Source organism: Spirosoma utsteinense, assembly GCF_014282275.1.
In the GTDB taxonomy this organism is placed as follows: Bacteria; Bacteroidota; Bacteroidia; order Cytophagales; family Spirosomataceae; genus Spirosoma; species Spirosoma utsteinense.
In genome coordinates this window covers 23,012-38,704 of the sequence record NZ_VFIA01000046.1, presented here as the reverse complement: position 1 = coordinate 38,704, position 15,693 = coordinate 23,012, and the positions used below count along the sequence as shown (strand labels likewise).

Here is a 15,693-nt window from a genome sequence, read left to right as displayed (position 1 = left end):
CTAGACCGTTTGAGCACCAGCATGACCCATCAAATGGACCGCTTTAGCGACAGAATAACTGAATTATTCGACTTCATGAGAGTGAAAAGGCTTTTATGAGAAAGCCCTGCTTATGTTGGGACATCAAATATGTCTGGGTGCAAGGGGAACGGCGGAATTATTATCTGTTGAGTGTCATTGATGTGTATAGCCGCAAAATTCTGGACTGGCTGTTTCAGAGCAGTGTTCGTCAAATCGACTTAATCAATCTTTTTCGACGAATAAACCGAAGTCATGAACTTAAAGGGGTCATTTTGCGCAATGACAATGGCAGTCAATTCATCGCTCATTCGGTGCGTAACTTTTTGAAAAGCTCCGAAATCAAACAGGAATTCACTCATGTGGCCACCCCTGAAGAGAACTCGTATATTGAAGCTTTCCACAGCATTTTAGAGCATGATGTCATTGAGCGCAATGTATTTGATAGCTATTATGAGGCCAAAGGAATGTTAGGGCGTTATTTTTCCCATTACAACCAGCAACGGCTACACCGTTCGATTGGCTTCGTAACACCTCAGCAAAAATGGGAAGAAGCGCAGGTAATTTACGACACAACCTTTTCAGAAAATCTGTCCAGCTAATAGGGGGCTAACATATGGGTTATACAAGGCAGTTGTTTAAACAGTCTAAAGCGTCTAACCATCAGATCAACTAAAGACACAAAATTTGCGTTTCTTTGCTGGGTCGTTACGATACGAAAGAGTCATTAGAAAGAATTTGAAGTGCTCATAGACAACGTAAAACCTGAAAATCGCTATGGCAACGAAAACAAAACGTCTTGTGGATTTGGCTCAGAAGCTAATGCAGGACAAAAAGCAGTTAGCGAACTATTACCAAAGTGGCGATGAGTCTAGAAAACCAGTCGGCATTAAGTTCGTCAAACCTTTCGCCTTACCCGTTAAGCGAGACTGAAACAGGCTTTGCCTCTACGACAGAACGAGGGGCTGTCTACCACGTAGACTTTACCTCCGATTCAGATTATCTGCCTGAGACACCGTTTGCGGATTCGGTTTATTCATTCTCCATCCTTCCAATAGCTGGCTCGATTGACCAAAAAGATCCTCGTATCGAGCCAACGATCGTTCAGACGCTACACGTATTCTTTGACGCTGATCCAAAGGCGATCCTCTTATACGTATGTAGTACGGAAAACGGTCAGGAGCGCGTCAGAAGTCGCTTGTTTGGCCAATGGTTCTCCAGACATCAAAAAGGCTTTGACAAGTTTGACTTTCATTATGCTGAGCAACGCTTATACATGTCGGCTATCGTTCGGCGAGATCTCCCCCAGAGTTGGCGCGTCGAGTTAGCGATTATGCAGGCCGTTGAGCAGACTAAATAACTTCCCTACGACCTTTCAATGAGTCAAGCCACGCTGTTTTATCTGATTGGCCCCTCTGGAGCGGGCAAGGATGCGTTGCTGGTGTATGCTCGTGAGCACTTAAGAGGTTCAGAAAACGTTTTATTTAGTCATCGTTATATTACTCGACCCAGCGAGGTGGGAGGGGAAAATCACATTGCCCTGACGCAACTTGAGTTTGACCAACGGCAGCAACTGGGTTTGTTCGCTCTGAGTTGGCAAAGTCATCAGTATTCGTATGGGATTGGGCTTGAAATTGACGCCTGGATGCAAGCAGGGGCTCATGTCGTGATCAACGGCTCACGGGAATACTTATCTCAAGCCAGTCAGCGGTATCCGCACATGCGGGTCATTTTACTGGAAGTAAATTCGGATGTTATCCGCCAACGCTTAGTGGAACGAGGTCGAGAAACGGCTGAAGAAATTGACGCTCGCATCGCCCACAACCAACAACTTGCACCGGTAGAGCATCCTCACCTGCATGTGCTCAATAATGATTTCTCCTTAGCTGAAACAGGAGCCAAACTTATGGCTTTACTGACAGGTGCAGATTGACCAATAGGTGTAGCTAAGTCCTTATTAATCTCCCTAAAACCATCCAACTAAAGGATGTAGCGGTTCAAAACGCTGAACGATTAAACTGAACGGGTTTTTTGGACGCAAAAAATGTCGTTTCCAGCCCCTTCCCTCCTAGCCGATCACCGTTCAGTTAAACGTCCGATTCTGGCCGGGGCCAACCAAGATGTGAAAGTGAAAAGTAGTTTATTTAACTCCCTTTACAACTGATCATACCGAAAGAAAAACTTAGCAAAGAATCTGCCCTAGTTAAATTGAAGCATAGCTTTTTTAGGTTATTTACCGCATATCGAAACTCACCCAACTAATTGACAGAAAACAAACTTGATAGAGACTACTTTAAAAATTAAGTGCTTTAAATGTCCGGGTCAGTTCGGTTAATGATTCTTCAACACCCATGCGCTCCAGCGATGACGCCCCCACAAATCCCTGCACGTTTGTTCGTTCCAGCACTTGCCGCACATCCTCCGGCGTGTTGATCGGCCCGCCATGCGCCAGGAAAAAGATGGCTGGATTGATGGCTTTACCCGCGTCGATAATTTGCTGGGTTCGCTCCACCGCTTCGGCCATCGAGCACGAAGCCCCAGTAACGCCAACTGAGCCACCAACAGTGGTGCCCACGTGGGCAATGATAGCGTCGGCTCCGGCTTCGGCCATTTGTTGAGCCTCCTCCGGTGTGGCTACATACACGATGGAAAATAACTCCATCTTGCTCGCTAAGCGCACCATCTCAATTTCTTTGTCAAAACCCATGCCCGTTTCTTCCAGCACTCGGCGGAAGTGACCGTCGACGATGCAGTGAGTGGGGAAGTTATTGATGCCGGAGAAGCCCATTTCTTTTACTTTCAGCAAATGGTGCCACATCCGTCGGCGGGGGTCGGACCCGTGTACTCCGCAGATGACCGGAATTTCCTCCACGACGGGCAGTACCTCGAATTCACCGATTTCCATTGCAATGGCATTGGCATCGCCATAAGCCATCAGTCCCGCAGTAGAGCCGTGGCCGGCCATTCTGAATCGCCCGGAGTTATAGATAATAATCAGATCAGCCCCGCCCTTCTCAATGAATTTAGCACTGATACCGGTTCCTGCCCCAGCGGCAATGATGGGCTTTTTCTGATCTAAGGTGGCCTGCAGGCGGTCTCTGACCTCGGCTCTTGTGTAGGGATTTCCTTTCCCTGTCCATATATTCGGCATACGTTTGCTTTATTTTTGGTCAAGTAAGGCGAGTAGACTCGCCGTCAATAATTCCGAAAACGCCCGGTCGTTGATGTGGGCTGGTGACTCAATCAGTTGTACGTTGCCCGATAAGTTAGTCCGTATGGCGTCAAAAAGTACCGTATTGAGGGCTGGCTCGTGAAACACCTGGCCCTCGGCGTCGATCTGGGAAATGCCCTTGCGGGGCAGCACCACCGTTACGGGGCCCTTTGACTGATTTACGTTGTGAGCGAACTGTTTGCCCAACAGGGCATTCTCAAACGCGTCGGTCCGCATGAGCGTTACGTTTGGTGCCCAACTATACAAATGACGGTGTTTATACTTGTCAGGCACCGTGTCGGGATGCCCAAAATTAACCATATCTAAACAGCCGGGCACTACCACCTGCGGAATCCCCATTCGGCCTGCGCCGAGCAACCGGTCAGGACCGGCACTGCAACTGCCTCCGCATAGTTCATCGGCCAGCTCCGTTGTGGTGATGTCCAGTACGGCCGTAAAATAACCGGCTGCGATCAGATCCTCCATCGTTCGGCCCCCGATTCCATTGGCATGAAAAGCCACTGCTTCATAGCCCCGTTTCTCCAGAAGTTTGGTACACTGCTCTGCGCACACCGTTGTGTTACCAAACATACTGATTGCAATCCGACCCGCCAATGTGGGGTTGGGTCTGAGCTTAACAGCCGCCATCGCACAAACAGCGGCAGCCCCCTGCTCGATCAAGTGGATCAGCATATCATTTAGCCCCGCCACGTCAACCACCGACGCCATCAGGATAATGTCTTTCGTGCCAACCTGCCGGGTCAGGTCCTTAGCCGCCATCGTGGACAGGCATAGTTTTGGAATACCAAACGGAATGGGTTGCATGGCAGAAAGAGCGACAAACGTGCCCCCTCCACCGCCCATTCCTATGGCTCCCCTGACTCGACCTGAATTGACCAATTGCCCCACGATAGTTGCCGCCCCAACGCCCATTATATCAATGGCCCGGCCCCGGTCATTACCAATTCGCAGAGCAGTCAGTGAACTATTGGCGGCCTCGGCCACGCGCTCAGCGGTGTAATCTATAGGAAAGTTGACTGCCGTGTCCATGACCCCCGTATTAATCGTCAGGACGGATTCACCCCGCGCCAGCAAGCAGTCCCGCAGAAAGGAAAATGCCGCGCCTTTCGTATCAAAACAGCCGATAATGACAATGAATTCGGACATAGGTCAGCGAAACAGCGTTTTGTAAAAAGCGAGTCCTTCAATGGCTAATTCGTCGGGGCTGTTGGCTAAGGGTCGCCAGATGGACGCGGCTTTAGCAAGTTCTTCAGACGGTGTCCCAAACGTTTCGATTACCACCGCCCCGTCGTACCCGATGTCGGTTAGGGCGGCTTTGATGTCGATCCAGTCCACATTGCCGGTGCCGGGTGTACCCCGGTCGCTTTCGTTGCCCTGCACGTGGCACAGCAAGTCCCGGCCAATGGCGCGAATCGCAGCCGGGATGCTTTTTTCTTCGATGTTATTGTGGAACGTATCGAGCGAAATTTTAAGAAATGGATGGTCAGCTTCGTGGACAAGAGACAGGGCCTGTTCCGCCGTATTAATCATGTCGGTCTCGAAACGGTTCAGCGGTTCTATGCCGATGACAACGCCACATTGCCGGGCAATTTCGCCTGCTTCGCGCAGGTTGTCGAGGCACCAGTTCCGCTCCTGCCGCTTGCGGTCGGCCGAGACAATCCGGGTTTTGCCCACCGCCGAATACACCGGTCCCGTGAAGATCGGGCTACCCATGTTCCCGGCAATCTGAAGACAATCCACGATATAGTCAAGACCGTTTTTCCGGATGGGAGCGTCATCGCTGGAAATGTCGCGGTCTGGCCCGAAGGCCCCGCTGATGGTGATCCGGAGACCCGTTTCGCGTGCGACCTGATCGAGTCGCTGCCAGTCAATGAGGTTTTTGTTTTCAACAGCCACCTCAATGATGTCGTAGCCCATGTCGGCCACTTTATACAGCAGGCTGAAATCGTTCGATGCGAACGGCGACACCCAGACAAACGTACTGATCCCGAATTGAATCATGTGCTTAAACGATGTATACCAATGAATGGAAGTCTGGTGAAGGCAGCGGCCCTCACCAGAACCGGCACTATTAACCTATACTTTAAAATCGGGAATGGTGATTCGTTTACCGCCATTCATCGCTGACTCGTGGGCACAGATGCCCGCGCAGGTGTAGTTGGCGGCCAGTTCAGCATCGACGGCCGAGTCGCGGCCTTCTACAATGGCGGCCACAAATTCCTGCACCAGGTGCGGGTGTGATCCGCCGTGACCTGCTCCCTGCAAGAAGGAAACGTGGTTGGGATCGTCGATTTTCTCGCGTTTCGTAAAGTGCGCTAATTCTTCGATCAGCATGGCGTCTGTATCGGGCACGTTGATGCGCCGGGCGTTCTCACCCCCGTCGAAGATGATGTGTTCTTCATCCTGTAGCTGCTCCCACTCGAACGACATTTTGGTGCCGTACACGTCGTAGCTTTCCCGATACTGCCGCACGATATCGAACAGCGACCGGGTGGCCTCGGCAATCACGTCGGAATCTTTAAGCGTGAACGTCGCCGTTTCAACGGCAAAGGGGGATCCGTAGCGGCTTGTTAAATCGTCGCTCAACCGACCGGAGCCATGACAAACGACCGTTTCCGCTTTGGTGTTGTTAATCCGCAGCAGGGGCGAAATGGCGTGGGTACCGTTCAGCATGGGTGGATACCCTTTCCAGTATTCGCCCCAGCCATCCATGCTCATGTCCTGAATGTGTGATCCGCGAACGAATTGAATCCGGCCCAGCTGACCACTCTCGGCTAAGTGAAGGCCATACAGAAATTCGCGGGTGTAGAGCGCTGTTTCCATCATCATGTACACCTTCCCCGACCGTTTTTTGGCTTCCACTATGGCTTTACAATCGTCTACGGTCATGGCCATCGGAATGGTACAGGCAGTATGTTTACCCGCATTCAGCGAAGCCAGCGTCATTCTGGCGTGTTCGGGCACGGGCGTCACCACATGAATGGCATCGACATCGGCCCGGCCCGGTATATCGTCGAAGTGCTCGAAGCACAGGTTGGGATCGAGGTTGAACTTGGCCATCAGTTCGTCCCTGGTTTTCTGATTGCGGGTGCAGATGCCCACCGCTTTGATACTAGGGTGGCTTTGATAAATAGGGATAAACTCTTTGCCGAAGCCCATGCCAACGATGACAACGGTACTTTTCTGATCACTCATAACGGAGGTAGTTGGTTTGTTGGACAGTGTCTTTCTATTTGCGGGCAACCCACTGGACGGAATTTCGTAGCATTACCTGATAATTAGCGATGTTATGTGATTCGGCATCGTGGCCCAGCGCTAATCCTACAATACGGCATTTTGGGTGCTTCACCACAAAAACAGATGGGAATACGTTGTCGGAACCCGCCACTGCACCGGCGGACAGGCTTGAACTCGCCAGCACCGAAATGCCCGGCCCGGTGGAGTCGGCCTTGTAGTAGTAGCGTTCGTCTTTCAGCGTAAATTTTGGTTCAACGCCTTTCATGACCGGGTGCTGCGGTTGCGTAACCGTCACCTCGAAGGCACCGTACTTGTCGTGCCCGCGCGAACCGCCACTAACGATGGTTTGGTTGTATTCCGGCCAGTCTTTCCAGTTGTACCACAGGGCAGCATGGGCAATCAGCAAGCCTTTCCCCGCATCGACATGGGCCATAATCGCCTGACGCACCGCCGGATTGGTGATGGCCCGATTATTACTCAGGTACAAGACATCGGCTTGGTTTAAATACGTCAAAATAGAGTCTGGGTCGCCTATGTAGTTTACCGTTGCGAAGCCGTTACGGCTCAGGGTTTGCACATCGACGGTTTTGTACCACATGTCAAAGTTGTGCGATGTGCCACCACCTACTATCAGCACCCGGATGGGCTGGCCAGTAGTCCCCGTAGTTTTGGTTAAGCCCGTTGAACTTGTTTGGCAACTGGTGAGCCATCCCGCGAAGCCCATCAGTATAAAGAAGGTGTTAACCAGCCTGGTGGCATGGGAAATGGTACGGGCGAGAGGTATGAACGAGAGTGAAGTCATGATTTTTTTGGGTTAACGGCTAATGGTCGTACTCTTTGGTTTCTCAACCCGCATGATTCCCTGCATAATCCGCCAGTGTCCGGGAAAGGTACAAATAAACGGATAATCGCCAGGTTGCGCAGGGGCGGTAAACTCCATCGTATACGCTTCACCCGGATTAACTAACTTCGTAGCAACCAGCACCTCCGGCATTTGCGGAACGTAATTTTTCTCCACTGATTTCGGGTCCTGAGCCATCAGATCAGCGGCCTTCCCCACTTTGTTGACCGTGCCCATTTTGCAGATGACTAAGTTATGCTGCATGCCGTCGGGGTTCTCCAGCGTCAGCACAACAGGCAGTCCGGCTTTAACCCGGATAACCTTCGTGTCGTACTTCATCTGCTCCTCTACTACCCTGATGGTCAGCACCGTTGCTTTATCTGATAAAGGAACGGTACCCGAGGGCGCCTGACTGTCGCCGGTTGGCTTTCTGACTTCGAGGGTTGCGTTCTGCACGTTGCCTACAAAATCGAAGCTGTTGGTACTGGCATACGCGCCGGAATAACTACCGATGGAATTCTCGTTGACCAAATCTCGCTGTACCCGTACCACATCGGTGAGGGGTTTTGTGAAGAGAGACGGGGCTTTGCTTTTTGCGGCTTGGTTCCCGTCGACAAACAGTAGCATCTCACCATTGTTGGCAAAGCGCCCTTCAAAATTAAATTTCTCCGGTAACGATTCCGTAGTGACAGCGGTATAGACCTGGCCATGTTGCTTCACAACCATTGTCAGGTGATTATCCTTGATGTACAAACCGTACCCATCGTTCTGCCCCCCCTGGCCCACAATGAACCCCTCAAGATCGCGGTTTCCTTTCGCCACGCTGCCTTTCACAATAATTTCTTTGCCCGTCACGTCCGGGGGGAAGGCAATGACGGCCCGCCGTTGCAGCGCATAAATTTCTTTATCTAGGCCCGCTAGCAACCGACGGCTCAGGCTTTTTTCACTGGCCGGTGGTGGATTCCTGGCGGCTTCGGCCATAAACCCATCGCGGTGAGTAGCAGCAGCGGCAAACAAGGCCCGCGTCAACCATTCATCCGCTTCGTTATCGGATTGCAGCGAAGCCCGGTAGAGCGCTGCCCCGGTAGTTTCGGAAGGGGGCATCATCACCGTGGCCAGTACAGCGGCCAGGCGAACGTTCAGGCTGGGGTCGTTGAGCAGGCCGACTTTCTCTATCTGCTCCCGTGTCTGGCCGGTTGATGGCAGGGTTTCAATAGCCGCTTTCCGGACTCCAGCCGCCGGATGGGTTAAAGCCGCGCTTACTACCTGAAGGGCTTCAGCATTGGAACCTGTCAGCGCACCCAGCCCATGCAGCGTCCAGATGGCATGAACCGCCGGACTATTCAGTCCAATTTCGTCTACATCTGATTTGGCAATAAGCTTGTACAGGTCGGGTAAGGCGGCAAGGTTTTTCGACTCAACCAGCAGCCGTTGTGCCGTCATACGCCAGAACATATTGTCGCTCTGCAATCCCGCAATGAGTCCGGCAGGGTCATTTTTGGCGAGTGTGACGGGCTGATACGGTTTCGCTTTTTTATAGACAATCCGGTACACACGGCCATGATTCACGTCGCGCAGGGGGCTGGAGAAGGCGTTTCCCTGACCACGCGGCTGATCTTTAAAGGGCAGCACCTTCTCGGACGGAGCCTGCCGCTCCACGAACACGTTATGCTGAATGATGAAGTTATACCAATCGGCCACCCACAACGCACCATCCGGCCCGACTTCGGCGTGAACCGGCCCGAACCATTCGTCAGAACTGGCTAACAAATTCCAGCCATCGTTCTCGGAAAACCCCGCTCCGCTTGGTTCAACGACCGCACTGTGAACCACCCGCACGGTAGGCTCGCATACGAAAGCGACCCGGTTCCAGTAGGACTTTGGGAAACTCCGGGCGGTGTAGAAATGGTGTCCCGCTGCCGACGTAAATCCACCTACCACGTCGACCTGCCGCATGTTGGGCGTCAGCGTGTGCGAATCGTAATGACCGTCTATCTTCTGAACGGACTGCACGGTGGAGCCAGGCAGATTCCGTTGCATAAATCGGGCGGGCATCGAATAGAAGGCGCTGTGGGTATTGTTGGCCGTAGAAATGAACACATTATTGTCTTCGGTCAGGCCCAGCCCCCAGGTGTTGTTGCTGGTATTAGCCAGAAAATCGACATCCGTTCCGTCGGGGTTGAGGTTGTATACGCCCGTCCGAAAATTCATGGCCTTTCCGTCTTTAGTGGTGCCGTTGAAGCCGGAGCCGACCACGCCCCAGATTTTGTTGTTGAATCCGTATTGCAGGTTCGACGGGCCGAAGTGGGTATCATTCTTGTCCCAGCCGGTCATGATATTCTCGCGCACGTCGGCTTTGTCGTCGCCGTTGGTGTCTTTCAGGAAAACTAAGTGTGGGGCCATTGCCACCACGACACCACCATTCGCGAAGACCATGCTGGTTGGGATATTCAGCTTATCGGCGAAAACAATGAATTTATCGGCTTTCCCGTCGCCGTTGGTGTCTTCGCAAATTTTGATGCGGTCATTAGCGGCTCCGTCCGTTTCGAGAAACGTGTTCGGATAATCGACCGATTCGACAATCCATAACCGGCCCCGTTCGTCCCACGACATAGCGATAGGGTTGGTAATGTCGGGTTCGGCGGCAAACAACTGAACATCGAAATCGACCGGTACCTGCATTAGCTTCTTCGATTCTGCCGGTATGAGAGATTCCTGCATCTTAGGAACCGTGTAGCGTTTGCTGTAGTCGGCAATGGCGATCCCCGACGACTCGTAAATGTCTACGTTCGGTATCGCCAGCCGGGCGATCTGCTGCTTTACCGGCTCGCCGAGTGCCCATAGTACGCCGTTATTGACCAAATCCCGAAACCCAGGGTTCGTCCAGGTGCTGTCGTTATGACCGTAAGCGGTATAAAAAACCCGGCCTTTCCCCTCATTTCGCACCCAAGTATAGGGTTCCTGCCGGTTGCCTTCCGCACGTGTTGTCAGCACCGTCATGTCGGGATTAAGGTTCTGATGCACGTAGGTCTCATCCCACGACGTGGTAAACGCTGGCAGCCCCTGCGTAATCGGGTGCTTTTTGTTCACGATAGTCGCTTTGATGGGTCCCGTTCCGTGCGCCTTGAATTGTCCGCCAATCGTTTTGATGTACCAGGCCGAGTTTTTGAAACAGCCGGACGCTGAATGCAGCGGAATCAGGCCTTTTCCGCCTTCCACAAATCCCTTCATGGCTTGCTCCTGTGCAGGCGACAGGCTGTCGTGATTGGCGTAGATAACCAGACCGTCGTATTTGGCCAAGTTTCCTGCATCCAAGTCATTGAGATCGACGGTGTACGTCAGGTTGACGCCCTTTTTGAAAAGCGAAATAGCCAGCCAGGGAGCGTATTTTCCGGAATCGTGGTGTTTGCCTTTGTTGCCCAGGAAAAGCACCTCCCCGCGCCGGGCAGTTGACGCCGGTGAACGATCCTGATTGGCTCCGCGCTGGGTTGTCCGGACGGGGCGGCTGCAACGCTGAAACAACCCAATGGTCAGCACCATTAAAACAATAAACACTCTCATAGGTGGATTGAGCAATTAGTAAAGTTGATTTACAAGTGATTGGTCAGCTACGGCTCCAGCCAGACCTGCTGAGTGAACGCTCCATTGACAGCGGCATCCCAAACCTCAACCCGCACCCATTTTCTATTCTTGAGATTCGTAGCAAAGCGGTACTGCTTCGTTCCAAAAGGCAATGTGTTCGTAAGGTCGATGCGCTCCCGAAATACCTGAGTGCCGTCGCCGGAGATGATCTCGGCAAACGTAAGGGGGAACGTCCAATCGATGTTGAGGGCAACCATCGCTTTCCCATCGGCGGGCAGCGTCAGGGTCTCGCCCGCGCCTTTTCCGTTGACGGTGAAGGCCGGTAACAGCACTTCCCCGGTCGAGACGAAGAATTTTCCCTGCTGCATGGCGTCCAGAACGGGTTGCCAGCCTGCACTATAATCGGGCAGTATGTCCATTTGAAGGTAGTTGACGTTCAGGTGGGCGTAAGTTTCGTTTTCCGGCTCCATCGTAAAAATGTCGGCCTCGGCGATGACGTGCTTTTTGTGCCCCCAGTTCGCCATATCGTCCATCAGATCGAGTACGCGTCGGCTTAGCCGGGGTTCCGACAAATCAGCCGGAATGTTTTTCCAGGCGGCTCCGAAGAAATGATCGGATTTGTAAAAGGCTTCTTCCTTGTACTGATCGGGGAAACCAGTCGATCCTTTGGTGCGGGCGTGGGCGGTCCAGGCTAAGCCGTTTTCGGTTTCCAGCAGCTTCAACATTTCATCCTTATTCGCGATTCGATACACTTTCCCGTATTTGGGATCGTCGGTCACGAACGGCATACCCGGCTTGCGCGACATAATCCAGTTCACGGGTTTCGGAAAAAAGCTGAGCCAGTGCCCACCGAAGAAGTTGTTCGGCTCCTCGCCCGGCAGAAGAAGAAAATCCGCGTTGGAGAGCCGCTTACACTGGTCCGATAAGGTTTTCAATTCCAGCAGTCGCAGGCTGTCGGGTCCTTTGGGGTGGCCGGGGCCGTGGAACTCAGCCAGGTGAACAATATTGACCCCATGGTCTTTGAACACCTTGACAAAATTGGGATTTTCCGGTACGGGCTTACCCGCCAGCACGACTTTCGTCGTAAATTCATTGTGAAAATGACTCGACATGGTTTTGTAACCCGCCACCGGCTTATACGAATCGCCGTGGGTGAATTTCTTGACGTCCGTCAGCGCATCGGCCGGAGATCCAGTACTGAGCAGGCAGAAAAAATTAAGCCGTTGCTGCGTTCCGGGGGGCGCGTTTACCCACGGTACCCAGCGTTTGTCGCCCATCAGATCCTGCCGGATGCCGATGCCGAAATCGGGCACTAAACTTCGGTAGCCCGTTCCATACCAGGTAAAGTCAAGGTTATACGCTTCATCTAACGGGTAAAAATACTGGTGGGGAGCCGGAAACAGTGCTAAACTCCCGTTGGCGTTACTACCGATAATGGCCCGGTATTTCACGGCCTGCGCCTTGTTGGGCTGCTTCAGATCCGTTGGTATCTGCTGCATCCGGTTGTCGGTATCTGACCAGGACAGGGTGGTCCAACCCGGCCTCTTACCCACTAAACCCGCATCATACAAAATGGCGGTAGAGTCGATGTCGGTGGCTACCACAGCGGCTACGTTGAACAGCGGACTACCCTGATACACCGTAATTTCGATGGCACCCCGGAACGAAGCGGCCTGCACGCCGCCAATGCGGAGCACGGTTCGGGTGCCGACAGTGCTGACGCTGGCTTGTCGCTTGGTCAATGCAACCGCGTAGGCTTTGGAAGGCAGTTTGTTGGTTTTATCAAAAAAGATGTTCCAGCCATTCTGCGAAATCAGATCCCGTTTGCCCACCGTCAGCACAAACGCGGGGTCCACGTCGGTGGCGATTTCGCTGAAGCGCCCACCTTTGGAAAGTTGAATGTGGCTGAACAGGGGCTTGCCAGTTTCCAGGTTAACCACCAGGCGACCCGTTTCTTTATTCGTCGTTGGCCAGCTTAAGACCACGTCATTACCCCGTTTCACTACCGTCGTTGGGCTGTTTTTGGGGTATTTGGACAAATCGATGGGAATCTGTGCATAGGCGGTTGCGGTGGTCAGCAACAGCAGAATAATTCCTTTTCTCATAGGTGGGCTTACTTATCGTTGATCACAAACTGACCTTCTGAATGGGTGTGTAAATCATGTCTTCGACGCCCGTTATTTTCAGGCCGATCCGCACGAACACATAGCCCTGCGATGGCGTGATAGTCCCAATGTCAGCCGTTGTTAAACTGACGCTGTTGAGGTCTGTAATGGCCGGTCCAGCCAAATTAGCGGTAGTGATGGCATTGCCCGCATCGACAAACTGTGTTTTGTTCACGTACAGCGACACGCGCTCCACCGTCTTGCCGTTGACAGCGTCGGTGATCACTTTTTCGAGCGTTATACTGCCCGACACTTTCCGGCCCGCTACGGTGAACTGAGGGGTTCTGACCATGTAATAAGGCGTCACTTCCAGATCCAGCATCTGACTCCCCCGTATTGTAACGGCCAGACTATCCGGCGCACCGGCAGCGGTTTTCTTCCATAGGAACGGGCCCTGGCCATTGGGAACCGTCAACTTATACTCCCCGTCGAAGAGCAGGGCCTTGAATGAACCATCCTGTTTTATGGGCACCCGGATCGAACTACGGTTGTCGTAGGCTTGCTGCCAAAGTTCAAAAAACACCGGAAAGTCCGAGTTGCTGCCCGTGTTGGCACTCTGAACCAGCAGCGGCTCTCCTTTATACACCATCCGGCCTTCGAACACCGATTTGGGCGCGTCAAAATTATCTTTCTCGCAGGAAGTCAATCCGGCTACGAATGCGATTGCTACTAAATATGAATACTTCATTACCGTAAGGTCTTTGGTGGTGAACCGCCTGATTATTGGTTGGGATTTCTGGTAATCAGCGGGTTGTTATTGATAATGGCGTCGCTGATGCGGGAGTAATAGTTGCCCAGCCGGAACAAATGGCTCTGCGTTACCCGGCTCGACAGCACCTTGCGGAACACCCACTTGCCGTCGTTGGCCCCACCCGGATTGTAAACTTTGTAAGGCCACAGGCTATACACCCGCGTACTGGGTTCGGTTGCTTTTCCGGGTTGTGTGGTCAGGTCGGAACTGCTTCCATCCCAAACGACGTGGGCCAGCCGCCACCGCTTCATATCCCAGAGCAGGTGATTCTCGAACGACAATTCTACTTTTCGTTCATGCACGATCCTGTCGAAGGTAATTTGGCCGGCCGTCAAGGGCACAATCAGCCCGGCCCGGCTCCGCACCTGGTTCATGAGCGTAGCCGCTATTGCGGTTTGGCCTAACTCGAAAGCAGCTTCGGCGGCATTGAGCAGGACTTCTGCGTAGCGGTAGCGCACGTTCCAAACTTCGCTCTGCGTCCCGATTTGGCCCGACCCGGGTACCGGATCGTTGTACTTGCGCATGTAAAAACCACTCTGGGCCGACCCGTCGTACCCTTCAATGGGTCCCGACAGGCCAACTGCCTGCACGGAAGCACCGTTGACGGTCTTCAGTTGACCCAACTGATCGCCCGACAGCGTGCTGCCGTTACTCAGCAACAGCCCGGCCCAGATGTCGATGGGTCGGTCTTTAAACGTGGCACCCGGCACTAACACCGTACCCCGTAGCCGGGCATCACGACCGGCAAACAAATCTTCGGGCTTCTCGTAATAGATGTAGTTCGTGGCTGTTCCCGTGTTAATGGCTAACGGCGCAAACGTGTTGTCTAACTTCTCGAACGACTGTACGAGGTTCAGCGATGGGTTCAACCGCCCTCCGCGCTCGCCCTCTTCCGTAATGGCGCGGGGCTGATTATCCAAGGCAAATCCGTGTATTTTAGCACTTCTCAGCTTGTAGTCTTCTACAAAAATGACCTCTGTATTGTTACCCTTGTCCAGGAAAATGTTGGCGAAGTTGGTCGACAGATCGGCACTTTTCTGATAGAGCGAATATTGCCCGGAGCTGATCAACTCCTGAGCGGCCGCTAAAGCCGTCTGGTAGTATTCAGTAGCTCTGGCTGCGGGGATGCCAATTTCGCCGTTGGGCAGGGATACGGTCGGTGTGGTAGCGCCGTATTTGGCAATAGATCCGGCATACAGCGCGGCTCTTGCTTTGGTGGCTACTGCCAGACCATAGGTTGCGCGTGATTTTTCGACGGGCGTTTTGGGCAGAATGGCCTTGATAGCCTCCAGTTCGCTGATGACGAAGTCATACACCTCGGACTCTTTCGCACGGGGCTTGCGGAGGTAGCTTGCGTCGCCACTGTAATCGTACGCGAGCGATTCGGTGATGAGCGGCACCCCACCTACCCGCTTTACCAGTTCGAAGTACACGTTAGCCCGGAGGTACCGGCCTTCAGCCGCAAAAAGAGCTTTGTCGGCCGGCGTTAATACAGTAGCAGCATTCACACGCTCAATGAAGAGGTTAATTTCCCGGATATAGCCGTAATCCCAATACGTTGTTTCGGGGGTACCTGTACCGGGGAATACATAGTCGTATTCGCGGTTCTGATGCCGGCCGTAATCACCGGAGGCAAATGCTTCGTCGAAGCTGGCGTAGATACCAAAGTTGGCGGGTTCGACCAGGTCAGGAATCCGGTTATACAGGTCTGTAACAACCGATAGCACCAAACGGGGATCGCTGTAGACCTCATTCAGCAGCAGAATATTGGTCGATTTTACGTCTAAAAACTTCTCGTCGTTACAACCCGCTGTGAAAAAGAGGACCGTTATGAGTGATAAAATAGTTTTTTTCATGTCTGGGTTAC

At 52.8% G+C, this 15,693-nt stretch carries 12 protein-coding genes; 3 read left to right on the top strand and 9 right to left on the bottom strand.

Features of this window, described 5'->3' with window-relative positions; translation table 11 throughout:
- Positions 1–95 precede the first annotated feature (95 nt).
- From FH603_RS24050 to phnN, 3 genes are all read left to right on the top strand, one after another.
- A complete protein-coding gene (locus FH603_RS24050) occupies positions 96–620 on the top strand; it encodes a DDE-type integrase/transposase/recombinase (RefSeq protein WP_235985573.1) in 525 nt (174 codons plus the stop codon).
- 263 nt (positions 621–883) lie between these two features.
- On the top strand, positions 884–1,378 hold the full coding sequence (locus tag FH603_RS24045; RefSeq protein ID WP_186741018.1) for a DUF6169 family protein: 495 nt from the start codon (positions 884–886) through the stop codon (positions 1,376–1,378).
- An 18-nt stretch (positions 1,379–1,396) separates the two neighbouring features.
- A complete protein-coding gene (gene phnN / locus FH603_RS24040; protein WP_186741016.1) occupies positions 1,397–1,951 on the top strand; it encodes a phosphonate metabolism protein/1,5-bisphosphokinase (PRPP-forming) PhnN in 555 nt (184 codons plus the stop codon).
- Between the two features lie 360 nt (positions 1,952–2,311).
- On the opposite strand, the gene FH603_RS24035 is transcribed toward phnN, so the two are convergent.
- The 9 genes from FH603_RS24035 to FH603_RS23995 form a co-directional block, all read right to left on the bottom strand.
- Complete coding sequence (locus FH603_RS24035) at positions 2,312–3,169, bottom strand: phosphoenolpyruvate hydrolase family protein (RefSeq protein ID WP_186741014.1); 858 nt, start codon at positions 3,167–3,169, stop codon at positions 2,312–2,314.
- 9 nt (positions 3,170–3,178) lie between these two features.
- Positions 3,179–4,396: a Tm-1-like ATP-binding domain-containing protein gene (locus FH603_RS24030; protein ID WP_186741012.1), complete on the bottom strand. Its 1,218-nt coding sequence runs from the start codon at positions 4,394–4,396 to the stop codon at positions 3,179–3,181.
- A 3-nt stretch (positions 4,397–4,399) separates the two neighbouring features.
- A complete protein-coding gene (locus FH603_RS24025; protein ID WP_208493169.1) occupies positions 4,400–5,251 on the bottom strand; it encodes a sugar phosphate isomerase/epimerase family protein in 852 nt (283 codons plus the stop codon).
- Between the two features lie 75 nt (positions 5,252–5,326).
- The gene (locus FH603_RS24020) at positions 5,327–6,445 is read right to left on the bottom strand and encodes a Gfo/Idh/MocA family protein (RefSeq protein ID WP_186741010.1); all 1,119 of its coding nucleotides are present in this window, start codon (positions 6,443–6,445) and stop codon (positions 5,327–5,329) included.
- Positions 6,446–6,479: 34 nt separating this feature from the next.
- Positions 6,480–7,289, bottom strand: a complete 810-nt coding sequence (locus tag FH603_RS24015; RefSeq protein WP_235985572.1) for a ThuA domain-containing protein — start codon at positions 7,287–7,289, stop codon at positions 6,480–6,482.
- A 12-nt stretch (positions 7,290–7,301) separates the two neighbouring features.
- Positions 7,302–10,889: a PVC-type heme-binding CxxCH protein gene (locus tag FH603_RS24010; RefSeq protein ID WP_186741008.1), complete on the bottom strand. Its 3,588-nt coding sequence runs from the start codon at positions 10,887–10,889 to the stop codon at positions 7,302–7,304.
- 47 nt (positions 10,890–10,936) lie between these two features.
- Positions 10,937–13,015 carry a CehA/McbA family metallohydrolase domain-containing protein gene (locus tag FH603_RS24005; RefSeq protein WP_186741006.1) on the bottom strand — a complete coding sequence of 693 codons (2,079 nt, stop codon included), beginning with the start codon at positions 13,013–13,015 and terminating at the stop codon, positions 10,937–10,939.
- 22 nt (positions 13,016–13,037) lie between these two features.
- Positions 13,038–13,763, bottom strand: coding sequence for a DUF3823 domain-containing protein (locus tag FH603_RS24000; protein WP_186741004.1), 726 nt, complete (start codon positions 13,761–13,763; stop codon positions 13,038–13,040).
- Between the two features lie 32 nt (positions 13,764–13,795).
- Positions 13,796–15,682 carry a RagB/SusD family nutrient uptake outer membrane protein gene (locus FH603_RS23995; RefSeq protein WP_186741002.1) on the bottom strand — a complete coding sequence of 629 codons (1,887 nt, stop codon included), beginning with the start codon at positions 15,680–15,682 and terminating at the stop codon, positions 13,796–13,798.
- Between the last annotated feature and the right edge of the window lie 11 nt (positions 15,683–15,693).

Bases quoted from the DNA above. Each gene is read 5' to 3' on its own strand.
- FH603_RS24025 (WP_208493169.1), bottom strand. From the start codon at position 5,251: ATGATTCAATTCGGGATCAGTACGTTTGTCTGGGTGTCGCCGTTCGCA.
- FH603_RS24045 (WP_186741018.1), top strand. From the start codon at position 884: ATGAGTCTAGAAAACCAGTCGGCATTAAGTTCGTCAAACCTTTCGCCT.
- FH603_RS24015 (WP_235985572.1), bottom strand. From the start codon at position 7,289: ATGACTTCACTCTCGTTCATACCTCTCGCCCGTACCATTTCCCATGCC.
- FH603_RS24000 (WP_186741004.1), bottom strand. From the start codon at position 13,763: ATGAAGTATTCATATTTAGTAGCAATCGCATTCGTAGCCGGATTGACT.
- FH603_RS24010 (WP_186741008.1), bottom strand. From the start codon at position 10,889: ATGAGAGTGTTTATTGTTTTAATGGTGCTGACCATTGGGTTGTTTCAG.
- FH603_RS24050 (WP_235985573.1), top strand. From the start codon at position 96: ATGAGAAAGCCCTGCTTATGTTGGGACATCAAATATGTCTGGGTGCAA.
- FH603_RS23995 (WP_186741002.1), bottom strand. From the start codon at position 15,682: ATGAAAAAAACTATTTTATCACTCATAACGGTCCTCTTTTTCACAGCG.
- FH603_RS24030 (WP_186741012.1), bottom strand. From the start codon at position 4,396: ATGTCCGAATTCATTGTCATTATCGGCTGTTTTGATACGAAAGGCGCG.
- phnN (WP_186741016.1), top strand. From the start codon at position 1,397: ATGAGTCAAGCCACGCTGTTTTATCTGATTGGCCCCTCTGGAGCGGGC.
- FH603_RS24035 (WP_186741014.1), bottom strand. From the start codon at position 3,169: ATGCCGAATATATGGACAGGGAAAGGAAATCCCTACACAAGAGCCGAG.
- FH603_RS24005 (WP_186741006.1), bottom strand. From the start codon at position 13,015: ATGAGAAAAGGAATTATTCTGCTGTTGCTGACCACCGCAACCGCCTAT.
- FH603_RS24020 (WP_186741010.1), bottom strand. From the start codon at position 6,445: ATGAGTGATCAGAAAAGTACCGTTGTCATCGTTGGCATGGGCTTCGGC.